The organism is Marinobacter sp. CA1, assembly GCF_020546665.1.
Taxonomy (GTDB): Bacteria; Pseudomonadota; Gammaproteobacteria; order Pseudomonadales; family Oleiphilaceae; genus Marinobacter; species Marinobacter xestospongiae.
Genome location: NZ_CP071785.1, coordinates 4306303 through 4323412 on the forward strand (window position 1 = coordinate 4306303; position 17110 = coordinate 4323412).

Annotated in this window: 15 protein-coding genes; 6 read left to right on the forward strand and 9 right to left on the reverse strand. The window is 64.2% G+C overall.

Annotation, left to right across the window (positions count from 1 at the left end; translation table 11 throughout):
- Nucleotides 1-9: 9 nt before the first annotated feature.
- Together J2887_RS19760 and J2887_RS19765 are read right to left on the reverse strand one after the other, a co-directional pair.
- Nucleotides 10-414 (reverse strand): NINE protein, encoded by a 405-nt coding sequence (locus J2887_RS19760; protein ID WP_227172838.1) that lies wholly within the window; start codon nucleotides 412-414, stop codon nucleotides 10-12.
- A 113-nt stretch (nucleotides 415-527) separates the two neighbouring features.
- Nucleotides 528-1634 carry an AraC family transcriptional regulator gene (locus J2887_RS19765; protein ID WP_227172839.1) on the reverse strand — a complete coding sequence of 369 codons (1107 nt, stop codon included), beginning with the start codon at nucleotides 1632-1634 and terminating at the stop codon, nucleotides 528-530.
- 308 nt (nucleotides 1635-1942) lie between these two features.
- On the opposite strand from J2887_RS19765, the gene J2887_RS19770 reads away from it, so the two are divergent.
- Nucleotides 1943-2857, forward strand: a complete 915-nt coding sequence (locus J2887_RS19770) for a metal-dependent hydrolase (protein ID WP_227172840.1) — start codon at nucleotides 1943-1945, stop codon at nucleotides 2855-2857.
- A gap of 33 nt (nucleotides 2858-2890) precedes the next feature.
- On the opposite strand, the gene J2887_RS19775 is transcribed toward J2887_RS19770, so the two are convergent.
- The 5 genes from J2887_RS19775 to J2887_RS19795 all read right to left on the reverse strand — a co-directional run bounded on the left by J2887_RS19775 (nucleotide 2891) and on the right by J2887_RS19795 (nucleotide 9614).
- Nucleotides 2891-5554, reverse strand: coding sequence for a LuxR C-terminal-related transcriptional regulator (locus J2887_RS19775; protein WP_227172841.1), 2664 nt, complete (start codon nucleotides 5552-5554; stop codon nucleotides 2891-2893).
- Nucleotides 5555-5628: 74 nt separating this feature from the next.
- Nucleotides 5629-6717: a DUF2156 domain-containing protein gene (locus J2887_RS19780; protein ID WP_227172842.1), complete on the reverse strand. Its 1089-nt coding sequence runs from the start codon at nucleotides 6715-6717 to the stop codon at nucleotides 5629-5631.
- 134 nt (nucleotides 6718-6851) lie between these two features.
- Complete coding sequence (locus J2887_RS19785) at nucleotides 6852-7637, reverse strand: class II glutamine amidotransferase (protein WP_227172843.1); 786 nt, start codon at nucleotides 7635-7637, stop codon at nucleotides 6852-6854.
- 12 nt (nucleotides 7638-7649) lie between these two features.
- Entirely contained in the window at nucleotides 7650-8690 is a 1041-nt protein-coding gene (locus J2887_RS19790) for a GGDEF domain-containing protein (protein WP_227172844.1), read from the reverse strand.
- Nucleotides 8691-8798: 108 nt separating this feature from the next.
- Nucleotides 8799-9614, reverse strand: a complete 816-nt coding sequence (locus tag J2887_RS19795; RefSeq protein ID WP_227172845.1) for an SDR family NAD(P)-dependent oxidoreductase — start codon at nucleotides 9612-9614, stop codon at nucleotides 8799-8801.
- A gap of 210 nt (nucleotides 9615-9824) precedes the next feature.
- Here J2887_RS19795 and J2887_RS19800 point away from each other — a divergent pair, with 210 nt between their 5' ends.
- Both J2887_RS19800 and J2887_RS19805 read left to right on the forward strand, forming a co-directional pair.
- Nucleotides 9825-10286 (forward strand): NfeD family protein, encoded by a 462-nt coding sequence (locus J2887_RS19800; RefSeq protein WP_227172846.1) that lies wholly within the window; start codon nucleotides 9825-9827, stop codon nucleotides 10284-10286.
- Between the two features lie 2 nt (nucleotides 10287-10288).
- Nucleotides 10289-11326: an SPFH domain-containing protein gene (locus tag J2887_RS19805; RefSeq protein WP_227172847.1), complete on the forward strand. Its 1038-nt coding sequence runs from the start codon at nucleotides 10289-10291 to the stop codon at nucleotides 11324-11326.
- Between the two features lie 8 nt (nucleotides 11327-11334).
- Here J2887_RS19805 and yfbR read toward each other — a convergent pair whose 3' ends face one another.
- Nucleotides 11335-11946, reverse strand: a complete 612-nt coding sequence (gene yfbR / locus J2887_RS19810; RefSeq protein ID WP_227172848.1) for a 5'-deoxynucleotidase — start codon at nucleotides 11944-11946, stop codon at nucleotides 11335-11337.
- Nucleotides 11947-12026: 80 nt separating this feature from the next.
- On the reverse strand, nucleotides 12027-14945 hold the full coding sequence (locus tag J2887_RS19815) for a DUF748 domain-containing protein (protein WP_227172849.1): 2919 nt from the start codon (nucleotides 14943-14945) through the stop codon (nucleotides 12027-12029).
- A gap of 141 nt (nucleotides 14946-15086) precedes the next feature.
- Here J2887_RS19815 and pdxH point away from each other — a divergent pair, with 141 nt between their 5' ends.
- The 3 genes from pdxH to J2887_RS19830 are packed head-to-tail and all read left to right on the forward strand — an operon-like array spanning nucleotide 15087 to nucleotide 17080.
- The gene (gene pdxH, locus J2887_RS19820) at nucleotides 15087-15722 is read left to right on the forward strand and encodes a pyridoxamine 5'-phosphate oxidase (RefSeq protein ID WP_227172850.1); all 636 of its coding nucleotides are present in this window, start codon (nucleotides 15087-15089) and stop codon (nucleotides 15720-15722) included.
- Nucleotides 15691-16497: a 4'-phosphopantetheinyl transferase family protein gene (locus J2887_RS19825; protein ID WP_227172851.1), complete on the forward strand. Its 807-nt coding sequence runs from the start codon at nucleotides 15691-15693 to the stop codon at nucleotides 16495-16497. Before pdxH ends, J2887_RS19825 begins: the two co-directional genes overlap by 32 nt.
- Nucleotides 16490-17080: a DNA-3-methyladenine glycosylase I gene (locus J2887_RS19830; protein ID WP_227172852.1), complete on the forward strand. Its 591-nt coding sequence runs from the start codon at nucleotides 16490-16492 to the stop codon at nucleotides 17078-17080. The genes J2887_RS19825 and J2887_RS19830 overlap by 8 nt, the downstream gene beginning before the upstream one ends.
- Nucleotides 17081-17110 lie beyond the last annotated feature (30 nt).

Below are 17110 nucleotides of genomic sequence, written 5' to 3' on the forward strand. Positions count from 1 at the left end.
GAGGTTCCCTCAGTAGCCGGAGGACTCGGTGTTCTTGATCGACACCTGCTCATTGAGGGTCCAGAAATCGTACAGGATACCGATCAGGAACAGACCGCCGGTCAGCAGGTAGAGGATGCCGGTGATCCACTTGCCCATGTACATGCGGTGGACTCCGAACACCCCGAGAAAGGTGAGCAGAATCCACGCCACATTGTAGCTGGTGCCCCCTTCCCGGAAACGCAGGCCGGCCTGCCGGTCCATGGACGGGATCAGGAACAGGTCAATGATCCAGCCAATCAGGAAAAATCCCAGGGTGAAGAACCAGATGGTGCCGGTCACCGGCTTGCCGTAGTAGAACCGGTGTGAGCCCAGGAAACCAAAGATCCAGAGCAGGTAACCGATGATCTTGCTGTGCGTGTCTGCAGGCTGCATGGGCTGCCCTCCTGTGTTGAAACGGGACGCTAAACGGGCCCCAGTGTAACCGAGCGTTGGCTCGGAAAAGATGACAAAGGCGACAGCTCCCGTGAAGCTGGCGAGCGTCTCGCTTAAGGCCCCATCTCCGGTGCCGGGTCGGGGCCGTCTTCGCGGAATTCGCTGGCGGATTTGCCGGTCCACTTGCGGAACGCCCGGCTGAAGTTAGACAGGTCGGCGTACCCCAGCTCGTAGGCAATCTCGCTCACCGACTGGTTGGTGTAACGCAGCAGCTGGATGGCGCGGTCCTTGAGCACGCCCTCGACAATCTCCCGGTAGGTGGTGTCCTTCTCCGCCAACCGCCGCTTGAGGGTCCGTGACGATACACAGAATCGCTCCGCCATGGCCTCCAGTGACGGCAGCGGCCCAGGCATGATGTGCAACATGTTGCGGATGGCGTAGGTGATGTCGCCCTGGTCCTTGAGTGCCTTCTGCAACTCGAATTCGCACTGGTCCCGGGCCATCCGGGATGCATCGGCATCGGCCAGGCGCATCTTTGCCTGCAGCAGTTTCTTCGGAAAAATGGTCATTTCCGCCGGTTGCTGGTACTGGAACGCCACCGGCAGCTGGTCGGCAAACTTGCGGAAATACCCCGGCTCCGGCGCCGTGAGGTGAACCTCAACCCCGGGGATCTTGCCGTCGGTGATCTCAAATCCCATCTCCGCCGCGCTGGAGCGGTCAATCAGCTGATCCGCCAGCAGCATCAGGGTGGTGGCCACCGTTTCCGCCAGGAAGTGATAGAGCCCGGGTACGTCAAACTGGGCCTGCATGGTCACCAGAACGCGATCATCGGTGTCGTTGATGGCCATGGTCAGAAACGGCACCCGTAACTGCAGGTAGCGCCGCACCGAGTCCAGGGCTTCCCCCATGGTGGGACTGGTCAGTGCCGCCAGGCCCAGGGTGCCGTGGATGGTCAGCCGCAGCTCCCGCGCCAGCAGAAAACTGAGGCCCTGATCGCCGGCAAGCGTTACTGCCCGCTCGGCCATCACCATGGCGTCGGTCACGAATACCCGGCTGTCGTTGGCCTTGAGGTCCTCCGCAGAAAAGCTCAGCCCCTCGTAGAGCTGACGCTCGTTGTGGCCCAGCTTGCCGACGGTTTCCGCCAGCACCCGCATGTAGACACCCGGCACCAGGAACAGACCCAGCATCTGCCGTTCTTTGTCAGGACTCGTATTCGCCATGGTACTTCCTTCGTAACTGGATGAACGAACTGATCGGACAGGCGCCGGACGGACACCACAGGCATCACACCTGTCTGGATGCTAGCACGAAGCCCCACGGGACAGCACCGTGGCTCCGGCGCCCGGCCCTGACGTCAGGCCAGTCAATCCGGGCCAGGGTGGCCCAACCTGAACGACCGACGTCCCCTTCTCGCCTTCTCCCGCCGGTTTGACCCCGGCACACTCAATTCATGACTGATGCGCAAAGCGCGGACTTCATCATTGAGCGCAAAGCGCGACCATTAAAAGAACAGCGCAGGAGTACCAACATGCAGACAACTCAAGACACCGCCAACAATCGTTCTGACAATCGTTCTGACAACGCCAAGACCCGGACCCCGGACAATGTGTCCATCAAGCCCCAGCGCATGGGTTTCGAGTTCGACGAAAAGAACCCTCGTTACTGGCTCGACAACAGCTACATCCTGAGCCACACCATGAATGCACTGTCGGTGCTGTTCCCTCAGGGCGAACAGTTCTTTGTTGACTCGGTACGCTACTTCCGCGATCAGATCACCGATCCCAAGATGAAGGAAGAGGTGCGGGGATTCATTGGCCAGGAAGCCATGCATTCGCTGGAACACATTGCCATGAACCAGCACGTGCGTGACCAGGGCATGCCGGTGGAAGAACTGGAGAAACAGCTGAGTGTGGTATTGGGCATCGCCAAGAAGCTGCCGAAGCGGCATCAGCTGGCGATCACCTGCGGCCTGGAACACCTCACCGCAATGATGGCCGACATGCTACTGGAGCGGAACGACATTCGCGAAGACATGCACGAGTCGATGCAACCGATCTGGGTCTGGCACGCCATTGAGGAAACCGAGCACAAGGCGGTCACCTTCGACGTCTTCCAGGAAGTCGGCGGCACTTACGCCGAACGCGCCTTCTACCTGGCCTTCAGCACCGCCATGCTGGGCGTGGTGGCCTCCGCCTTTACCGCCCAGATGATGATCAAGGACCCGAAACACTTCAGCCTCAAGGACACCGCCAAGGGGATGTGGCGGATGTGGGGCAAGAACGGCGCCTTCTCCAGCCTGATTCCCACCTGGCTGGAATACTTCAAGCCGGGCTTCCATCCCTGGGATCACGACAACAGCGAGCTGATCGAGCGTTTCAAGGCCAAGATCAACGAACACATCGCGCCGCAGTTCAAGAACGGTAACCGTCGCACCCTGCAGTGATCAGTCAGTGATCAGTGATTCCTCAGTAATGAACTAGCTCACCAATCCCAACGCACGGGCGCGGGCCACCGCCCCCGTGCGGTTGGCCACCGCCAGCTTGCCGTAGATGCTGCTGAGGTGGGATTTCACCGTCGCCTGGCTGATGCCCAGACGTTCACTCAGGCCCTTGTTGGTGAGCCCCGATCCCAGCAGCACCAACACTTCCCGCTCCCGGCTGCTGATGTCTGACAGCAGCGCTGAATCCAACTCCGGCGCCGGCGCCTCCACGCCTTCTCCGCCATGGCGCAACACCGCCTGGGCCGAGGTACGGCCCTGGTTACGGGCCACACAGGCCCGCAGAATCGGCTCCAGCAACACTCCTTCATCGAGGAACAGCCTGACCGCACCCATCGGCACAAACTCGTCCAGGGTTTCCGCCAGCAGCGCTACCGCCTGCCCCTGGGCCTCCTCCCGATACCAGCTGTGCTGCGCCGCCAGTACCTGCAGCCGTCCCAGCAACAGCCGGTTGTCCCCCTGCGCCGCCGCCTGCTGTAACAACGCCAGGGGCTCGTCGATGGGTTGCCCCATCAGCAGGCTGCCGGCCAGCCGCAGCAGGGATTCGTGCAACACACAGAAACGCGGCCGGGCCTCGGTTTCGGCAGGCTGCTGGGACCAACGCACCAACGCCGACGCATCTCCCTGGCGCCAGGCTACCAGCGCCCGCAACGCCTCGGGTGCCGGCACGTTGTAGGCCCAGGGATTATTCAGGCGGCGGTGCAGGCTGGTCATTCGAGCCACCTGGGCCAGGGCCTCGGCATCGCGATGGTCAATCAGCGCCAGCCGGAACAGGGCGAACAGCAGGTACAACTGATCCAGTGGCGTCAGCCGTTCGCTGCCCAGCGCCCAGGCCCGCTCCAGCTGCTGCCGGGCATTCACCAGATCATTCGCCTCCAGCGCCAGCAACCCCTGCAGGTACGCCAGCAACGATTGCGCTTCGGTGTCGCGGGCGGCGTCCCGGAGCCAGCCGGCCAGGGTGCGGTACTCCGTGGCTGCGCGATCCACTTCCCCCCGGTGCAGCAGGGCTGGAACCAGCACCACCAGACAACGCAGCAGGCAACGCTCATCGCGCCAGTGACGGGCATCGTCCAGTGCCGCCCGGAGGTAACGTTCGGCCTGGCCCAGCTCCGCCTCCATGAAGGCGTTGGCCCCCAGGGTGTACAGCGCCCAGCGCCGTAACTGGCTCTGGTCCTCAGCCAAGCCGCTGTCCAGGCCCTGCTCCAGTTGCCGCACCAGCGTCGCAGCATCCTGATGGCGGCCACTGAGGCGAACGGCGGGGCAGCGCAACATCAGGCCAATGTGGACCAGCGTCGGCTCCGGCGTCTGGTCACTCCCGGCCCACAGCCGGTCGGCGTGGTCCAGGCTGGCCAGAACCTGCTCGTACTGGCCCTCAAAGAAATGAAACAGCGCCGTCACCACCGCCAGCGCCGGAGACTGACGACGAAAGGCCGCAGGAAACCGCTGCAGCAGATCACCATGGATTGGCTGCACGTCCGCCGCCAGCCACATCGGCAGCAACCGCTCGGCGTCGTCATAGCATTGGTCCGCCAGGTACAGCTCCAGGGCATCCCCCACCAGGCCGGTGTCCGCCAGCGCCCGTGCCGCGGCCAAGCGCTGGCGCCGGCCCTGTTCCGGCGCCTGTGGCCGGGCCAGCAGCCAGTCCCGCAGCAGATCGTGCATGCGGTACCAGGGCGGGCCGTCAGCTATGCCGTCGAGGTGCCAGACCAGCAGCCGATGCTGCCGCATACGCCCAATCAGCTCACCGCTGTCACCCGCCTGGCGCACGGTGTTGGCCAGTGCTTCCGAGAACGATGGCAACGGCGCCATCGCCAGCAGAAACTGCTGCAGCTCGTCATCAAGCTGGCCGAACACCTCCTCCAGCAGGTAATCCGACAGCATCAGCGCGTCACTCTGGCCGTTGACCGGTGCCTCGCGGTGAGCCGGCACCTGGCCGGCCAGCTGTAACGCGGCCGGCCAGCCACCGGTCTGTCGGTGCAGACTGCGGGCACGCGCCTCATCCACCGGGCTCGCCAGGCGTTGGTGCAGGAAACGGCGGGACTGGCTTTCGCTGAACCGCAGCTGGTCACAACCCACCAGCAGCGCCTGGGCCCGGGCCAGGTGGCGTGCCCGCCGTAACGGCGGTTCGTGGCGGGACACCACCACCACCCGCAACAGCGCCGGCGCCAGGTCGAACAGCCGCTGGCACTGATTCAGCAACAGCGGGTTATGGATTTGGTGGAAGTCATCAAGCACCAGGTAAAGCCGCTGGGGTGCCTGCCAGGTGCGGGCGTAATCCGACAGAGCGTTAACCAGGCTGTCGACCGGATCGTCCTCCCAACCCTGGGCAAGCGCCTGGAACAGGCCCTGATGACGGCGATCAAAATGCGGGTCGATACGTGCCAGGGCTTCCCGGATGCCGGCCCAGAACAGGGCCGGCTCGTTGTCACGAGCTTCCAGGGCGAGCCAGGCGTGGGTGGGCTGGCGCTGCTCCAGCCATTGGCTGACCAGGGTGGTTTTGCCAAAGCCGGCGGGCGCGCACACCAGCGTCAGCGGCGCGTCCTGGGAGCGATCCAGCAGGGCCAGGCGATCCGGGTCATCAATCAGGCCGGCGGGCAGCCGCGGCCGGATCAGTTTGGTTTCCGCTACCATTGGGCAGGTCATCCGTCACGATTCCTTTCCAGCTTATCGACGGACAGCGGGTGGCTCCACGGTGAGGCCGCCAGGGTGAGACAGAGCTAACGGTTTGGCGACCAATTGCCGCCGAGCAGGCCGGTACCGCGCAGCAGCACCGCGGCAATGCGGGCCGCACCCAGATCGCGGGCACACAGGTACCAGGGGGTTTCGCGGCCACGATAGCGGGATTTGTGGTAGGCCAGCGGCGCAAAGGCATACAGCCGGTTGCCATGGCGGTAGAACAGCTGGGCGAGACGACGCACCATCGGCTGTTCGCCGGAGCAGGCGCGCACGCCATGCAGCGGCGCGATGCCGAGAGACAGTTCCGGCACGCCCTCCTCCCGGAAGCGGGTCATCGCCTGCAGGATGATGTAGTCCAGCAGACCGGAATGGTGGGCCTCCGGCCGGGCCCGCAGGATATTGGCGCAGTACCCCACCAGCTCGCCGTTGTCGAAATAGGGATCGAAGAAAACGTAGCCGGCCAACTGACCGTCCAGGTAGGCGTAGAACTTCCGCACGCCCCACTCATCAGCAAACACCGGCGGCCGGGTCAGCAGGCTCAGTTCCCGGTGTTTGACCGCCTTGCCCTGACGCCAGGCGTCGGAGATGGCCGCCACCGCGGCCTGGTCCACCCCAACCGCCGGCAGTTCCATCACCGACACGGCATGGCGCCGGTGCAGGTTGCTGGCATGGCGCAGCTGTTTCATCGCCCGCCCACGCAGGCTGAAGCGCGCCAGATCGACGGCAAACTCGGTGCCGATGATGTTGGTGCGATGCCCCAACCCCGCCAGGGTATCGGCCATCTGCGGCCCCACCCCCACGTACAACGGCCGGCCAGGCACACTGCGCTCGAACTGGCGCAGCAACCGGGGCAATTGGTTGGGCGCCGCCACCGGATCGGTAAACACCACGTTGACCGGACCGGCCAGCGTCGGCACCGGGATGTAGGGCACGAAGCCCAGGCTGTCCAGACTGTAGTGGCGGCAGCCCTGTTGCAGGGAGAAGTAGCTGCTGGATTGGCGGCCGTGCTGACACAACCAGCTTTCCAGTTGCGCCGACGGCAGACGCACCGGCGACGCTGGCACGGGTTGCGACGGCATCAGCACGTCGGCTGCGGGCTCGGCTGTGGCTGCAATGTGGGTTACCGTCATGGACTCTACCTTTCAAGCTGTCGCTGAAGACGCAACGAAAACACTACGCTCCGGTGTCACCACCGGCATCCACCCAATGGCTGACCCCGGCGCCGGATTGCGGAACTGGATCACAGTTCCACCATCGTCTCCGGTTAATCGGTAATCGACTGTCGTCCCCGCCGAATCACTTCGCCCAGACGCCACAGCCGCCACTCACCGGGCTGGTACAGATCCCATCGTTCATCGGTGGTCAGCGGTTCGGTGACGATCACACTGACCACATCGTTGGGGGTGGTTTCGGCCTCGAAATCCACCGTCACATCGGCATCTTTCAGCCTTGCCGGGCCAAAAGGTGCTCGCCGGGTGATGCTGGCCATCTTGGTGGTGCAGAAGGTGAACAGCCAGTCGCCGTTGGTCAGCAGCAGGTTACACACCCCCTGCCGGGCGTAATCGGCGGCCCGTTCCACCAGTTGGGCGACCAGGCTATCCAGGTCAGCCTCACGACTGCCCGAGGCCCGCAGGTGATTGAGCAGGTCGCAGAACAGCGCCTCGCTGTCGGTACTGCCCACCGGCTCGTAGAATCCGGTTTGCGGCTGGAAGGTCTTGAGCTGACCGTTGTGGGCAAATGTCCAGTAGCGGCCCCAGAGCTCGCGGATGAACGGGTGGGTGTTGGCCAGACACACCGAGCCAACATTGGCCTGGCGGATATGGCACACCGCCACTTCGCTCTTGATCGGGTGGGTCTGCACCACCTCGGCAATCCGCGAACTGGCACTGGCGCCGGATTCGTGGAACGCCCGCACGCCCTTGCCCTCATAGAAGGCCACACCCCAGCCATCGCGATGGGGGCCGGTGTCACCACCGCGGCGGGTCAGGCCGGTAAAGCTGAAACACAGATCGGTGGGGGTATTGGCGCTCATCGCCAGCAATTCACACATCGGTACCGCTCCCTATCCGTGCCCGTTGGCGTCAATGACACCACCAGTCTGCAACCGGCGACTGGCGCTACGCACCAGACCGTCTGCCTGATGACCATCACGATCGCTATGGGCTAGCCCCACCGCCAGTGCCGGCGAGAATGCACCGTCGTCCGCCGCCAGCCGCAGCGCGGCCACCTGCGCCTGCAAACTGGCCGTCAACTGTTCCGCATCGGCACGCTGAAGGTCGCGTAATACCAGGCCAAACGACCCGTCACCTAGGCGTCCGATCACGTCGGTGGAGCGCAACCGGTGGGTCAGCACCTCGGTCACCGCCGCCACCAGGCGATTGCTGAACGCCAGCCCCTGGTGTGCCTGCAGGGTCTGAAAACCGTCGATGTCCAGCAGCACCAGAGCGCAGGGGCTGTTGCTGCGCTGACACTCCGACAGGGTCCGCGCCAGGCTGTCACGGAAGCGCTGGTGGTTGACCAGACCGGTGAGCGGGTCCACCTGGGTCAGCGCCAGCAACTGCCCTTCCGCCGCCTCCCGGCGCTGCTCAAACAGGTGGATGAACACCAGCATCAGGCCGGCGCACAGCAGCATGTTGAGCAGGTCCACTGCTACTCCGGTGGAGTGCTGGCTGCCAAGATAGTAGGTGTAGCTGACACAACCGGCGGCCATGAATGGCACGCTGAGCACCAGCCCCCGTTGTCGCCCCAGCAGCAGGTACGCCAGCACCGGCATCATCAACACCCACACAAAGGAGGCCACCGAGGCCTGGGGCATGATGATGACGTAGTTGAAGAAGGCAAACAGTGGAATCAGGTAGCCGTAGGTCCAGGCCCGCAGGTGCCGACATCGGGCCAGGCGGATGTAGCCGGTCAGCAGCACTACGCTGGCCAGCAGTTCCAGACCGGCCAGCACCGGCTTGCCGTTGTGAAATTGCAGCGCCGCGAAGGCCACCAGGGCGCCGGCAGTGACGGCGTAAAGCAGGCGAAGCAGATCGCGGCGATAATGGGGGCGCAGGCCTTCGCTGGCCGGCGCCGGGGCGTCACAGGAAGTCGAAGAAGTCATGGAGAATTGGTCCCTCAGATACCGCCAGTATACGACGCTGCCCCAGCGAGTAAACCCGCGGGCAGGGTCCTGGTTAACAGCAACCGGGAACCACATCACCAGACCGCCTCAGTTGTAGAGGCTCTTGCGGGAGAACCGCTGCACCAGGGGCTGGTACGCGGCCCCCAGAACCCGGTTAAGGGCATCGATGCCCCAGGCATCCGGTCCCACCAGGATGCGGGACTCGTCCCGCAGGATGCCTTTGACAATGGTTTCCGCCGCTTTTGCCGGCGTGGTCATGGCCAGTTTGTCGAAACCCTTGCGCTGAGCTTCGGCGTTCTCCGATTTGCCCATGCGGGCGGCGTTGGCGATGTTGGTACGAATACCGCCGGGGTGAACACAGCTGACAGCCACCGGCTGTTCTTCCAGCTTCATCTCCTGACGCAGCGACTCGGTGAAACCGCGCACGGCAAATTTGGCGGCGTTGTAGGCGCTCTGCTTGGGCACGCCAATCAGGCCAAACACGCTGGAAATGTTCACCACGTGACCATCACCGGAGGCAATCAGGTGCGGCAGGAAGGCACGGGTGCCGTGGGCCACACCCCAGAAGTCGATGTCCATCACCCACTTGAAGTCCTCGTCGGTCATCTCCCGCACCGAAGCCGACAGCGCCACGCCGGCGTTGTTGATCACCAGATTGACCTGGCCAAAGTCCTTCGCCACCTGGTCGGCATGGGCGTAGATGGCGTCACGACTGGATACGTCCAGGGTGTAGCAACGGACTTCGTTGGCACCGCACTGCTCGGCAGTTTCAGACAGGCCGGCCTCGTTAACATCGGACAGGGCCAGACGGCAGCCCCTGGCCGCCAGGGCCTTGGCCAGGGCACGACCAATGCCGGAACCGGCACCGGTAACGACAGCGACTTTGTTGTGCAGATCTTTCATCGGGGTGACCTCTTGTTATGAATTCCGGGCTCGCCGCGGCGGCGCCACAGGGTATGCCCCATCATCGCGCAGAGTCCGCAATGCCAACATGGCAGAAGGCAACACCGGGGCTGGGCGCTGCGGTCAGTGCTGTTGTCTCGCAATTGAGGACGCCGCGGATCCCTTTGGGTACAATTCCAGCTCCAATCACGTTGTCACAGGAAGCTGCCTATGGAATGGAGTCTGACTCACTTCTGGTTGATCCTTGCCCTGGTGCTGTGCCTGGCGGAACTCACCTCCGGGGTGCTGTTGCTGCTGGCGCTGGGGATTGCTGCCGGGCTCACTGCGCTGGTGTCCTTCCTCGGGGCCGGATTCGAGTGGCAACTGGTGGCCATGGGGGTGTTCTCCGGCATCCTGGTGCCGGTCGCCATCCGCTGGATTCGCCCACACTTCTCTCCCAAGGGTGTGGCCTATGGCACCACCGGCACCGGTGTTGAGAGCGGGCGCCGCTACCAGACCCTGAAGCGGGACTTCGACGGCGCGACCGGCATCAAGGTCAATGGTGACTTCTATCGCCTGAAAATCGCCGACAGCCACGAAACCGAACTGCCGGAAGGCACCGAAGTTGTCTTCGATCACTTTGACGGCACCACCGCCGTCGTCCACAGCGTTAATCGCAACAAGGAGCACTAAACATGGAGTCCCTGGTCAGTCCGAGTCTGATTCTGAGCCTGATATTTGTCGCCGTCGGCATTTTCATTATCGCCAAGGGCCTGGTGATCGTTCGCCAGTCCGAGGTGATGGTGATCGAGCGCCTGGGGTCGTTCAACCGGGTGCTGGAGAGCGGCGTCAACATCATCATCCCGTTCATCGAACGGCCCCGCCCCATCACCATCATCCGCTACGTCAAGATGGGTCAGGAATACCATCCAGTGGCCAGCGACGAGACCCGCATTGACCGCCGGGAGACGGTAATGGACTTTCCCGGTCAGCCGGTGGTGACAACCGACAACGTCACCGTGTCCATCAACGGCGCCCTCTACTACCAGATCATCGATCCCCGTCGGGCGGTGTACGAAGTGGCCAACATGAGCCAGGCGGTGGAAGTGTTGGCCAAGACCACCCTGCGTTCGGTGGTGGGCAAGATGGAGCTGGACAAGCTGTTTGAATCCCGCAGCGAAGTGAACAACGCCATCCAGGCGGAGATGGAAGAGCCCGCATCCAAATGGGGGGTCAAGCTGACCCGGGTGGAAGTGCAGGACATCAGCATGCCGGAGGAAGTGGAAGAGGCGATGCGACTGCAGATGGCCGCGGAACGGAAACGTCGGGCCACCGTCACCGAGGCCGAGGGTGAGAAGGCAGCAGCCATTGCCATGGCTCAGGGCCAGCGGGAATCCGCCATCCTCAACGCCCAGGGTGATAAGGAATCCGCGATCCTGCGGGCCCAGGGTGAGCAGGAGTCCATCCGCCTGGTACTGAGCGCCATCGGCGACTCCGAGGACAACAAGCAGGCGGTTATCGGCTATCTGCTGGGTCAGAGCTACATCAAGGCGCTGCCCACCATGGCGAAAGACGGCGAGCGGGTGTTCGTGCCCTACGAATCCTCCGCCCTGCTGGGCTCCATGGGCATGTTCCGTGAACTCACCGGCTCACCGGAAGACGCGGTGCGCAGTAGCCTCCAGCGTGACGGTCTGCGCAGCGGGATTGTCGGCGGCTCCGGCGCCAACAGCTGAACCCGCGGCTATTCCAGCAAATGATCCAGGGGACGCTGGTAGCTGGGGGCAAACACTTCGAGGAAATACAGCACCTCTGGTAACGCTTCCTCCTGCAGGCGGGCCAGGATCTGGTCCGCCGCCGGCTCAAACTCCCGGTTACCGGCCTGGATCTCCGCCTGACACTTGAGCCAGGCGGACAACCGGTCCGCCGCCTTGATCAGCACCCGCTCCTGCTCCGGCCAGGTTGATTCCCGGATGTAGGGCGCAAACGCCCCCTGCAGGGACGCCGGCAACAGCGCCAGCAACTCCGATTCCGCCTTGTGTTCAACGTCGCCAAACGCCTCCCGCATCACTTTCGAATGGTACTTCACCGGCGTTGGCAGATCCCCGGTAATCACCTCGGTGGCGTCGTGGTAGAGCGCTGCGGTCGCGATGCGGTCAGCATTGACGTCACCGTCGAAGTGGCGATTACGAATCAGCGCCAGGGCGTGGGCCAGGGTCGCCACCTCCCAGGAATGGGTGGCGACGTTCTCCTCAATGGCGTTGCGCATCAGGCCCCAGCGGCGAATCCAGCGCAGCCGGGCAACGTAGGCAAAGAAATGGCTCAGGGGACGCTTGTTCACAACGTTCCTTTTCATTAAGTCGATTCTTGGATTGAATTCATGGCTTGGAATCATGGCCTCGATGGCAATGACAGCCACTGGCGGCAGGCACGCCGTCAGCGTGCCTGCAGGCTGAAGGGCACGGTCACCCGGCCGTCGTCGGACGCCGGGGCATCCAGTGACGGCTCCGCCAGAAACAGTTGGCTGGCCGGAATGTCGTACTGTTCCGACAACTGACGGTGCAGCCACTCCCCCCGCGCCGCCGCCAGTCGGCCCAGGGTTTCAGGCGGCAAGGTGCGATCAGCCGTCAGGCGTCGTACCAGGCGGTCCGCCCAGGGTTCGCCGCCGGCTGTAGCCGCCTGCTCGCGCATTGCATCCAGGGTGGCAGCACCGAACCGGTCACGGACCGCACCTTCCAACGCACCGATGCGGGCTGAGGCGCCGGCCTCCGCCACTCCCAACTGCTGCCACAACGCCTCTCGGTGCAGCGCCAGGCCATCCTGGGACGGCACCACCGCACCACGCACTTCGAGAATCAGCTCCGGACGCTCGGCCAACGCCTGGGCCAACACCGTCAGCTTGTCGGATTCACCATCGGCCAGGGCGACGTCACCGGGCACAAAATCCACCGCGCCCAGCTCTTCGCCGCTCAGCCCCGCCATTTCGGCCACCGCACCCAGCGCGCTGAAGGGCGATGCCGCGGCTTTCACCACCAGGTTGACGAAGGTGCGCCACAGCACCCGGTCCAGCCGGAAGTCCGGGTCGTCCAGATTCCCGCTGACCGGGATATCCAGCTCGATCACGCCCCGGCGATCCCGCAGCAGCGCCAACCCCAAGCTGAGCGGTGCCTGCACCGCCTCGTCGCTGGCCACCGCCTGGCCCAGTTCCAGTCGGTCCAGTAACACCCGATTCTCCGCACTCAGTTCCGTGCCAGACAGCTGGTAATCCAGTCCCAGCCCCAGTTTGCCCCGGTCAATGCCATAGCCCAGGTAGCGGCCGGCGTAGGGCGAAAAGGTCGGCATGGAGACGTCGCTGAGTTCCAGGGTCAGGGTGCTGTCGCCCTCGGCTCCCAGAGGCGACAGGGTGCCGTCCAGCCGCAACTGGCCGGACTCACCGACCCGGCCCGAGAGTTGCACACGCCCCTGTTGAGGCGGGATGTTGCTGAGCCCGATCACCTGGCCGTCCAGCGCCCGCAGACGGGTATTGAAGGCGGGGCTGACGCTGCGATCGGTGTAGGCCACCTGACCACCGCTCAGCGCCAGTTCGCCTATGCGGAAGATCAATCCCGGCGCCTCATTCTCACTGACAGGCTCGGTCGGGGTGTCGGAGTCGACCGGGGCGTCAGAGGCATCCGCAGGCGAAGCCAGCAGCGCAGCGATATTGAGGTTTCCGGAGGCCTCCCGCAGCAGTTGGGCCTGGGGCCCGGTCAGCGTTACCTGGCCGATCTCCAGACGTGCCGGGGTGAGGTTGTATTCAATCGGCGCCAGCCGCAACAGCTGCCATGCCAGCAACTCCTCTTCCCGGTCCACCACCGCCGTCACCAGCCCGCCAATCTCGGCGCTGCCACTGAAGGTGCCGGTCATGGGCTGTTTCTGGTCGTCCAGGTCAAGTTCACCGTCCAGGGACAGGCGGCCGTCACGAATCGCCAGCTGGCTGGCCTGTTCGATGTAGGGCGACAGTGGCGCCAGCGCCAGATCGCGAGCGGTCACGGCCGCCTCCAGGGTCAGCGGGGTCAGCGTCACCTGGCCCTGGGCGGACAGCTGGCCACCACTGGCAACACCGGTTTCCAGGCGGTAGTCCACCGGTTCAGCCAGTTGCTCACTCAGCGGGCCCAGAGTCAGCGCCAGGTCGGTTGCCTCCAGACTCACCGGCCGGGGCGGTTGCTGATCCTGCCAGCGCAGGTTGGCTCCCGTCAGGTCGATACCCGCCAGCGACCACTGCCAGGCCGGGGCGCTGTCGCTGTCGTCCTCAGAGGTGTCATTCGTGGCAGGATCTGTCGCCGCCAGCGGCTTGAGCCAGTCCAGCTGGCCGTCCGCGTCACGAGCCAGCTCCAGCGACAGGTTCTGCATGGTGATCGGTCCCAGTTCCAGCCAGCGCTCCAGCAGGCTGAAGCGAATGTCGGTGAGGGTCAGGCGCTCCAGGGCCAGACCGGTGTCCTCACCCGCCGGCTCACGGATGGCCAGCTCCGCCACGGTCACCGCTCCCCCGGTGGTGACCAGGGACAGCCGGTTGTCGTAAGCCAGCTGGTAGTCCGTGCTGACACTGACCTCGCCGTCGGTCAGGGTGTAGGGCAACGCCGCGCCGGCGAAGTGAGCCAGGATGTCGTAATCCAGATCTTCCAGGGTGAGGCGTCCCTCGGAGTAGAGCGGCGCCAGGCTGAGGCTGCCTTCCCAGCTCAGGTGCTGGTCGCCGATCCGGGCCTGGAGATGGTACCGGCTGTCCCCGTCATCACGCGGGAAGGTGGCCAGGTCTGAAAGATTCAGGTTAAGGGGTGCGATATCAAAGTGCCGCGGCGTGTCCGTGCGACGATCCCAGAGCGCGATCTGACCCTCCGCCAGCACCAGCGACCGCAGCAGCAGTGGTATCGGCTCAGATTCGGTGTCGGACTCCGGTTCAGGATCATCGGTGGTCGGGTGCTGGTCCTGCCAGTCCTGCAGCAGATTGACCTGCCCGCCCGGCAACAGCTCCAGCCGCAGCTGTGGCTGCGTCACCCGGATGCCGTCAAAGGCCAGCACACCAGTAAACAGGTGCAGGAACGACAGATCCACCCGCAGTTCCGGCACCGTCAGCACGGATTCGCCGCGGCTGTCCGTCGCGCTCAGCGCAGACGCTTCCAGCGCCAGGGTGAAGGGGTTAAAACGGATGTCCTCAACCTCCGCCTGCCACCCCATCTGATCCCGGAACTGGCCGGGCACCTGACGCTCCAGCCACCAGGGCAGAGCCACAAACCCGGCCAGCATGTACAGCAACAGCACCACCGCCAGCCACAGTCCGATCCGTTTGATTGTGCGGTTGCCACTCACCTGCCTTGCCACAGACGTCTCCCTATCCCTTGGCTGAAGGGATACCAGGTTCCATTGATCCAACGATCTTGAAAGAATACACCATCGTATTCAGCCCCAGTATGACGAAGACCCTGAAGCCCCTCAAAGGCTCAACCACCAAAGGATAGCCCTATGGACATTGGTGACATGCGCCGGGAGTTCGAGAGCGAAGGCCTCGACCGTGACCACCTGGACGACAACCCCACCCGCCAGTTCGAACGCTGGTTTCACGATGCCCGTGAGGCCGGGCTGCTGGAACCCAACGCGATGTCACTGGCCACCACCGGCAGTGACGGCCTGCCGGACCTGCGCACGGTGCTGCTGAAGTACTTCGACGACCAGGGACTGGTGTTCTACACCAATTACCAGAGCCGCAAGGCCCGGGAGCTGGAGGAAAACCCCAAAGCGGCACTGCTGTTCCCCTGGATTGGTCTCAACCGCCAGGTGATCGTCCAGGGCCGGGTGGAAAAGGTCAGCAAGACCGAATCCCTCAAGTACTTCGCCTCCCGCCCCCGCGGCAGCCAGCTCGGCGCCTGGGTTTCGGAACAGAGCCAGGTGATCACCTCCCGTGGTCTGCTGGAACAGAAGGTGGCGGAGATCAAACAGCGCTTCAGCGCCGGCGAGGTGCCACTGCCCAGTTTCTGGGGCGGTTACCGGGTGATCCCGCAACGCTTCGAGTTCTGGCAGGGGCGGCCGTCCCGGCTGCACGACCGTTTTGAATATCTGAGGCAAGACGATGGCTGGCTCATCCAGCGCCTGCAGCCCTGAGGCAACGGCACCACAAATCTGGCTGGCCCGGGTTCCCGAGCAGCAGCCTGAGGCCCTGCCCGACTGGCTGAGTCGCGAAGAACAGCAGCGGGCCGCCAGCCATCACGGCGCCGGTCGGCTCGATTTCCTGCACAGTCGCTGGCTGATCCGCCAGGCCCTGGGTCACGCCGCCGGGCGCCCGCCTGAACAGTGTCAACCGGTCAGCGGGCGTCCGGTGGCCGCGGCTGTGCCGGCCGGGTGGCGGCTGTCCCTCAGCCACAGCCATGGCGTGGTGGCCTGTGCCACCGCCTGGGAGCAACCGCTGGGCATTGATCTGGAACCGCTGGGACGCCACAGCCGCTGGCGGCGGGTGGTGCAGCACTGGTTCAGCGAAAGTGAGCAGGCCTGGCTGCTGGCCGAACAGGACGCCAGCGCATTCCTGCGCTGCTGGACCCTGAAGGAAGCCTGGTTGAAGGCCACCGGCCGCGGCATCGCCGGCAACCTGCAAACCCTGGAGATCGACGCCGATGGCCAGTTGCACGGCGATCTGTCGGACCCCGACTGGTGGGCCATCAGCACCACCACCGGTGGTTTCCAGCTGGCGCTGGTGTACCGCTGCCCAACCGGTGTCACTACGCCAACACAGTGGCTGGTGGCGGACCCGCAACTGTCCCTGGCCACTGCCGCACCGCCGGTCAGCGCCGCCGGCGACACCCCTTTCCATACGGCAGACGGCACGGACAAGCCGGCCCAGCCCTGCCCGATCCTGCCGGCAACCGGAACCGATCATGACTGACGACACCCAACGCTGCCCCTGGTGCGGCACCGACCCACTGTATGTCCATTACCACGATACCGTCTGGGGTCGCCCCGAGTACGACGACCTGGCGCTGTTCGAGAAGCTCTGTCTCGATGGCCAGCAGGCCGGGCTGAGCTGGATTACCATCCTGCGCAAACAGGAAACCTACCGCGAGGCCTACGATGGCTTCGACCCGCAGAAGATCGTCCACTACGACGACGCCAAGGTGGCAGAGCTGCTGGCAAACCCGGGCATTATCCGCAATCGCCTCAAGGTCCAGTCGATCATTCGTAATGCCCGAGCCTATCTGGGGTTCCAGGAGCGTGGGGAGTCGTTCAGTGACTTTCTGTGGTCCTTCGTCGATGGCCGGCCGGTACAGAACCAGTGGCGAACCTTTGAGGAAGTGCCGGTCACCACGCCACAGGCGGAGGCCATGTCCAAAGCCCTGAAGAAGGCCGGCTTCAATTTCGTCGGCCCCACCATTGTCTACGCCTTTATGCAGGCCACCGGCCTGGTCAATGACCATCTGGTGGGCTGCCCGGCCCACCAGGCCTGTCGCGACGAAGCCACATCCAACTGATCCCGCCCTGCGGGACGGTCGTACATCAGG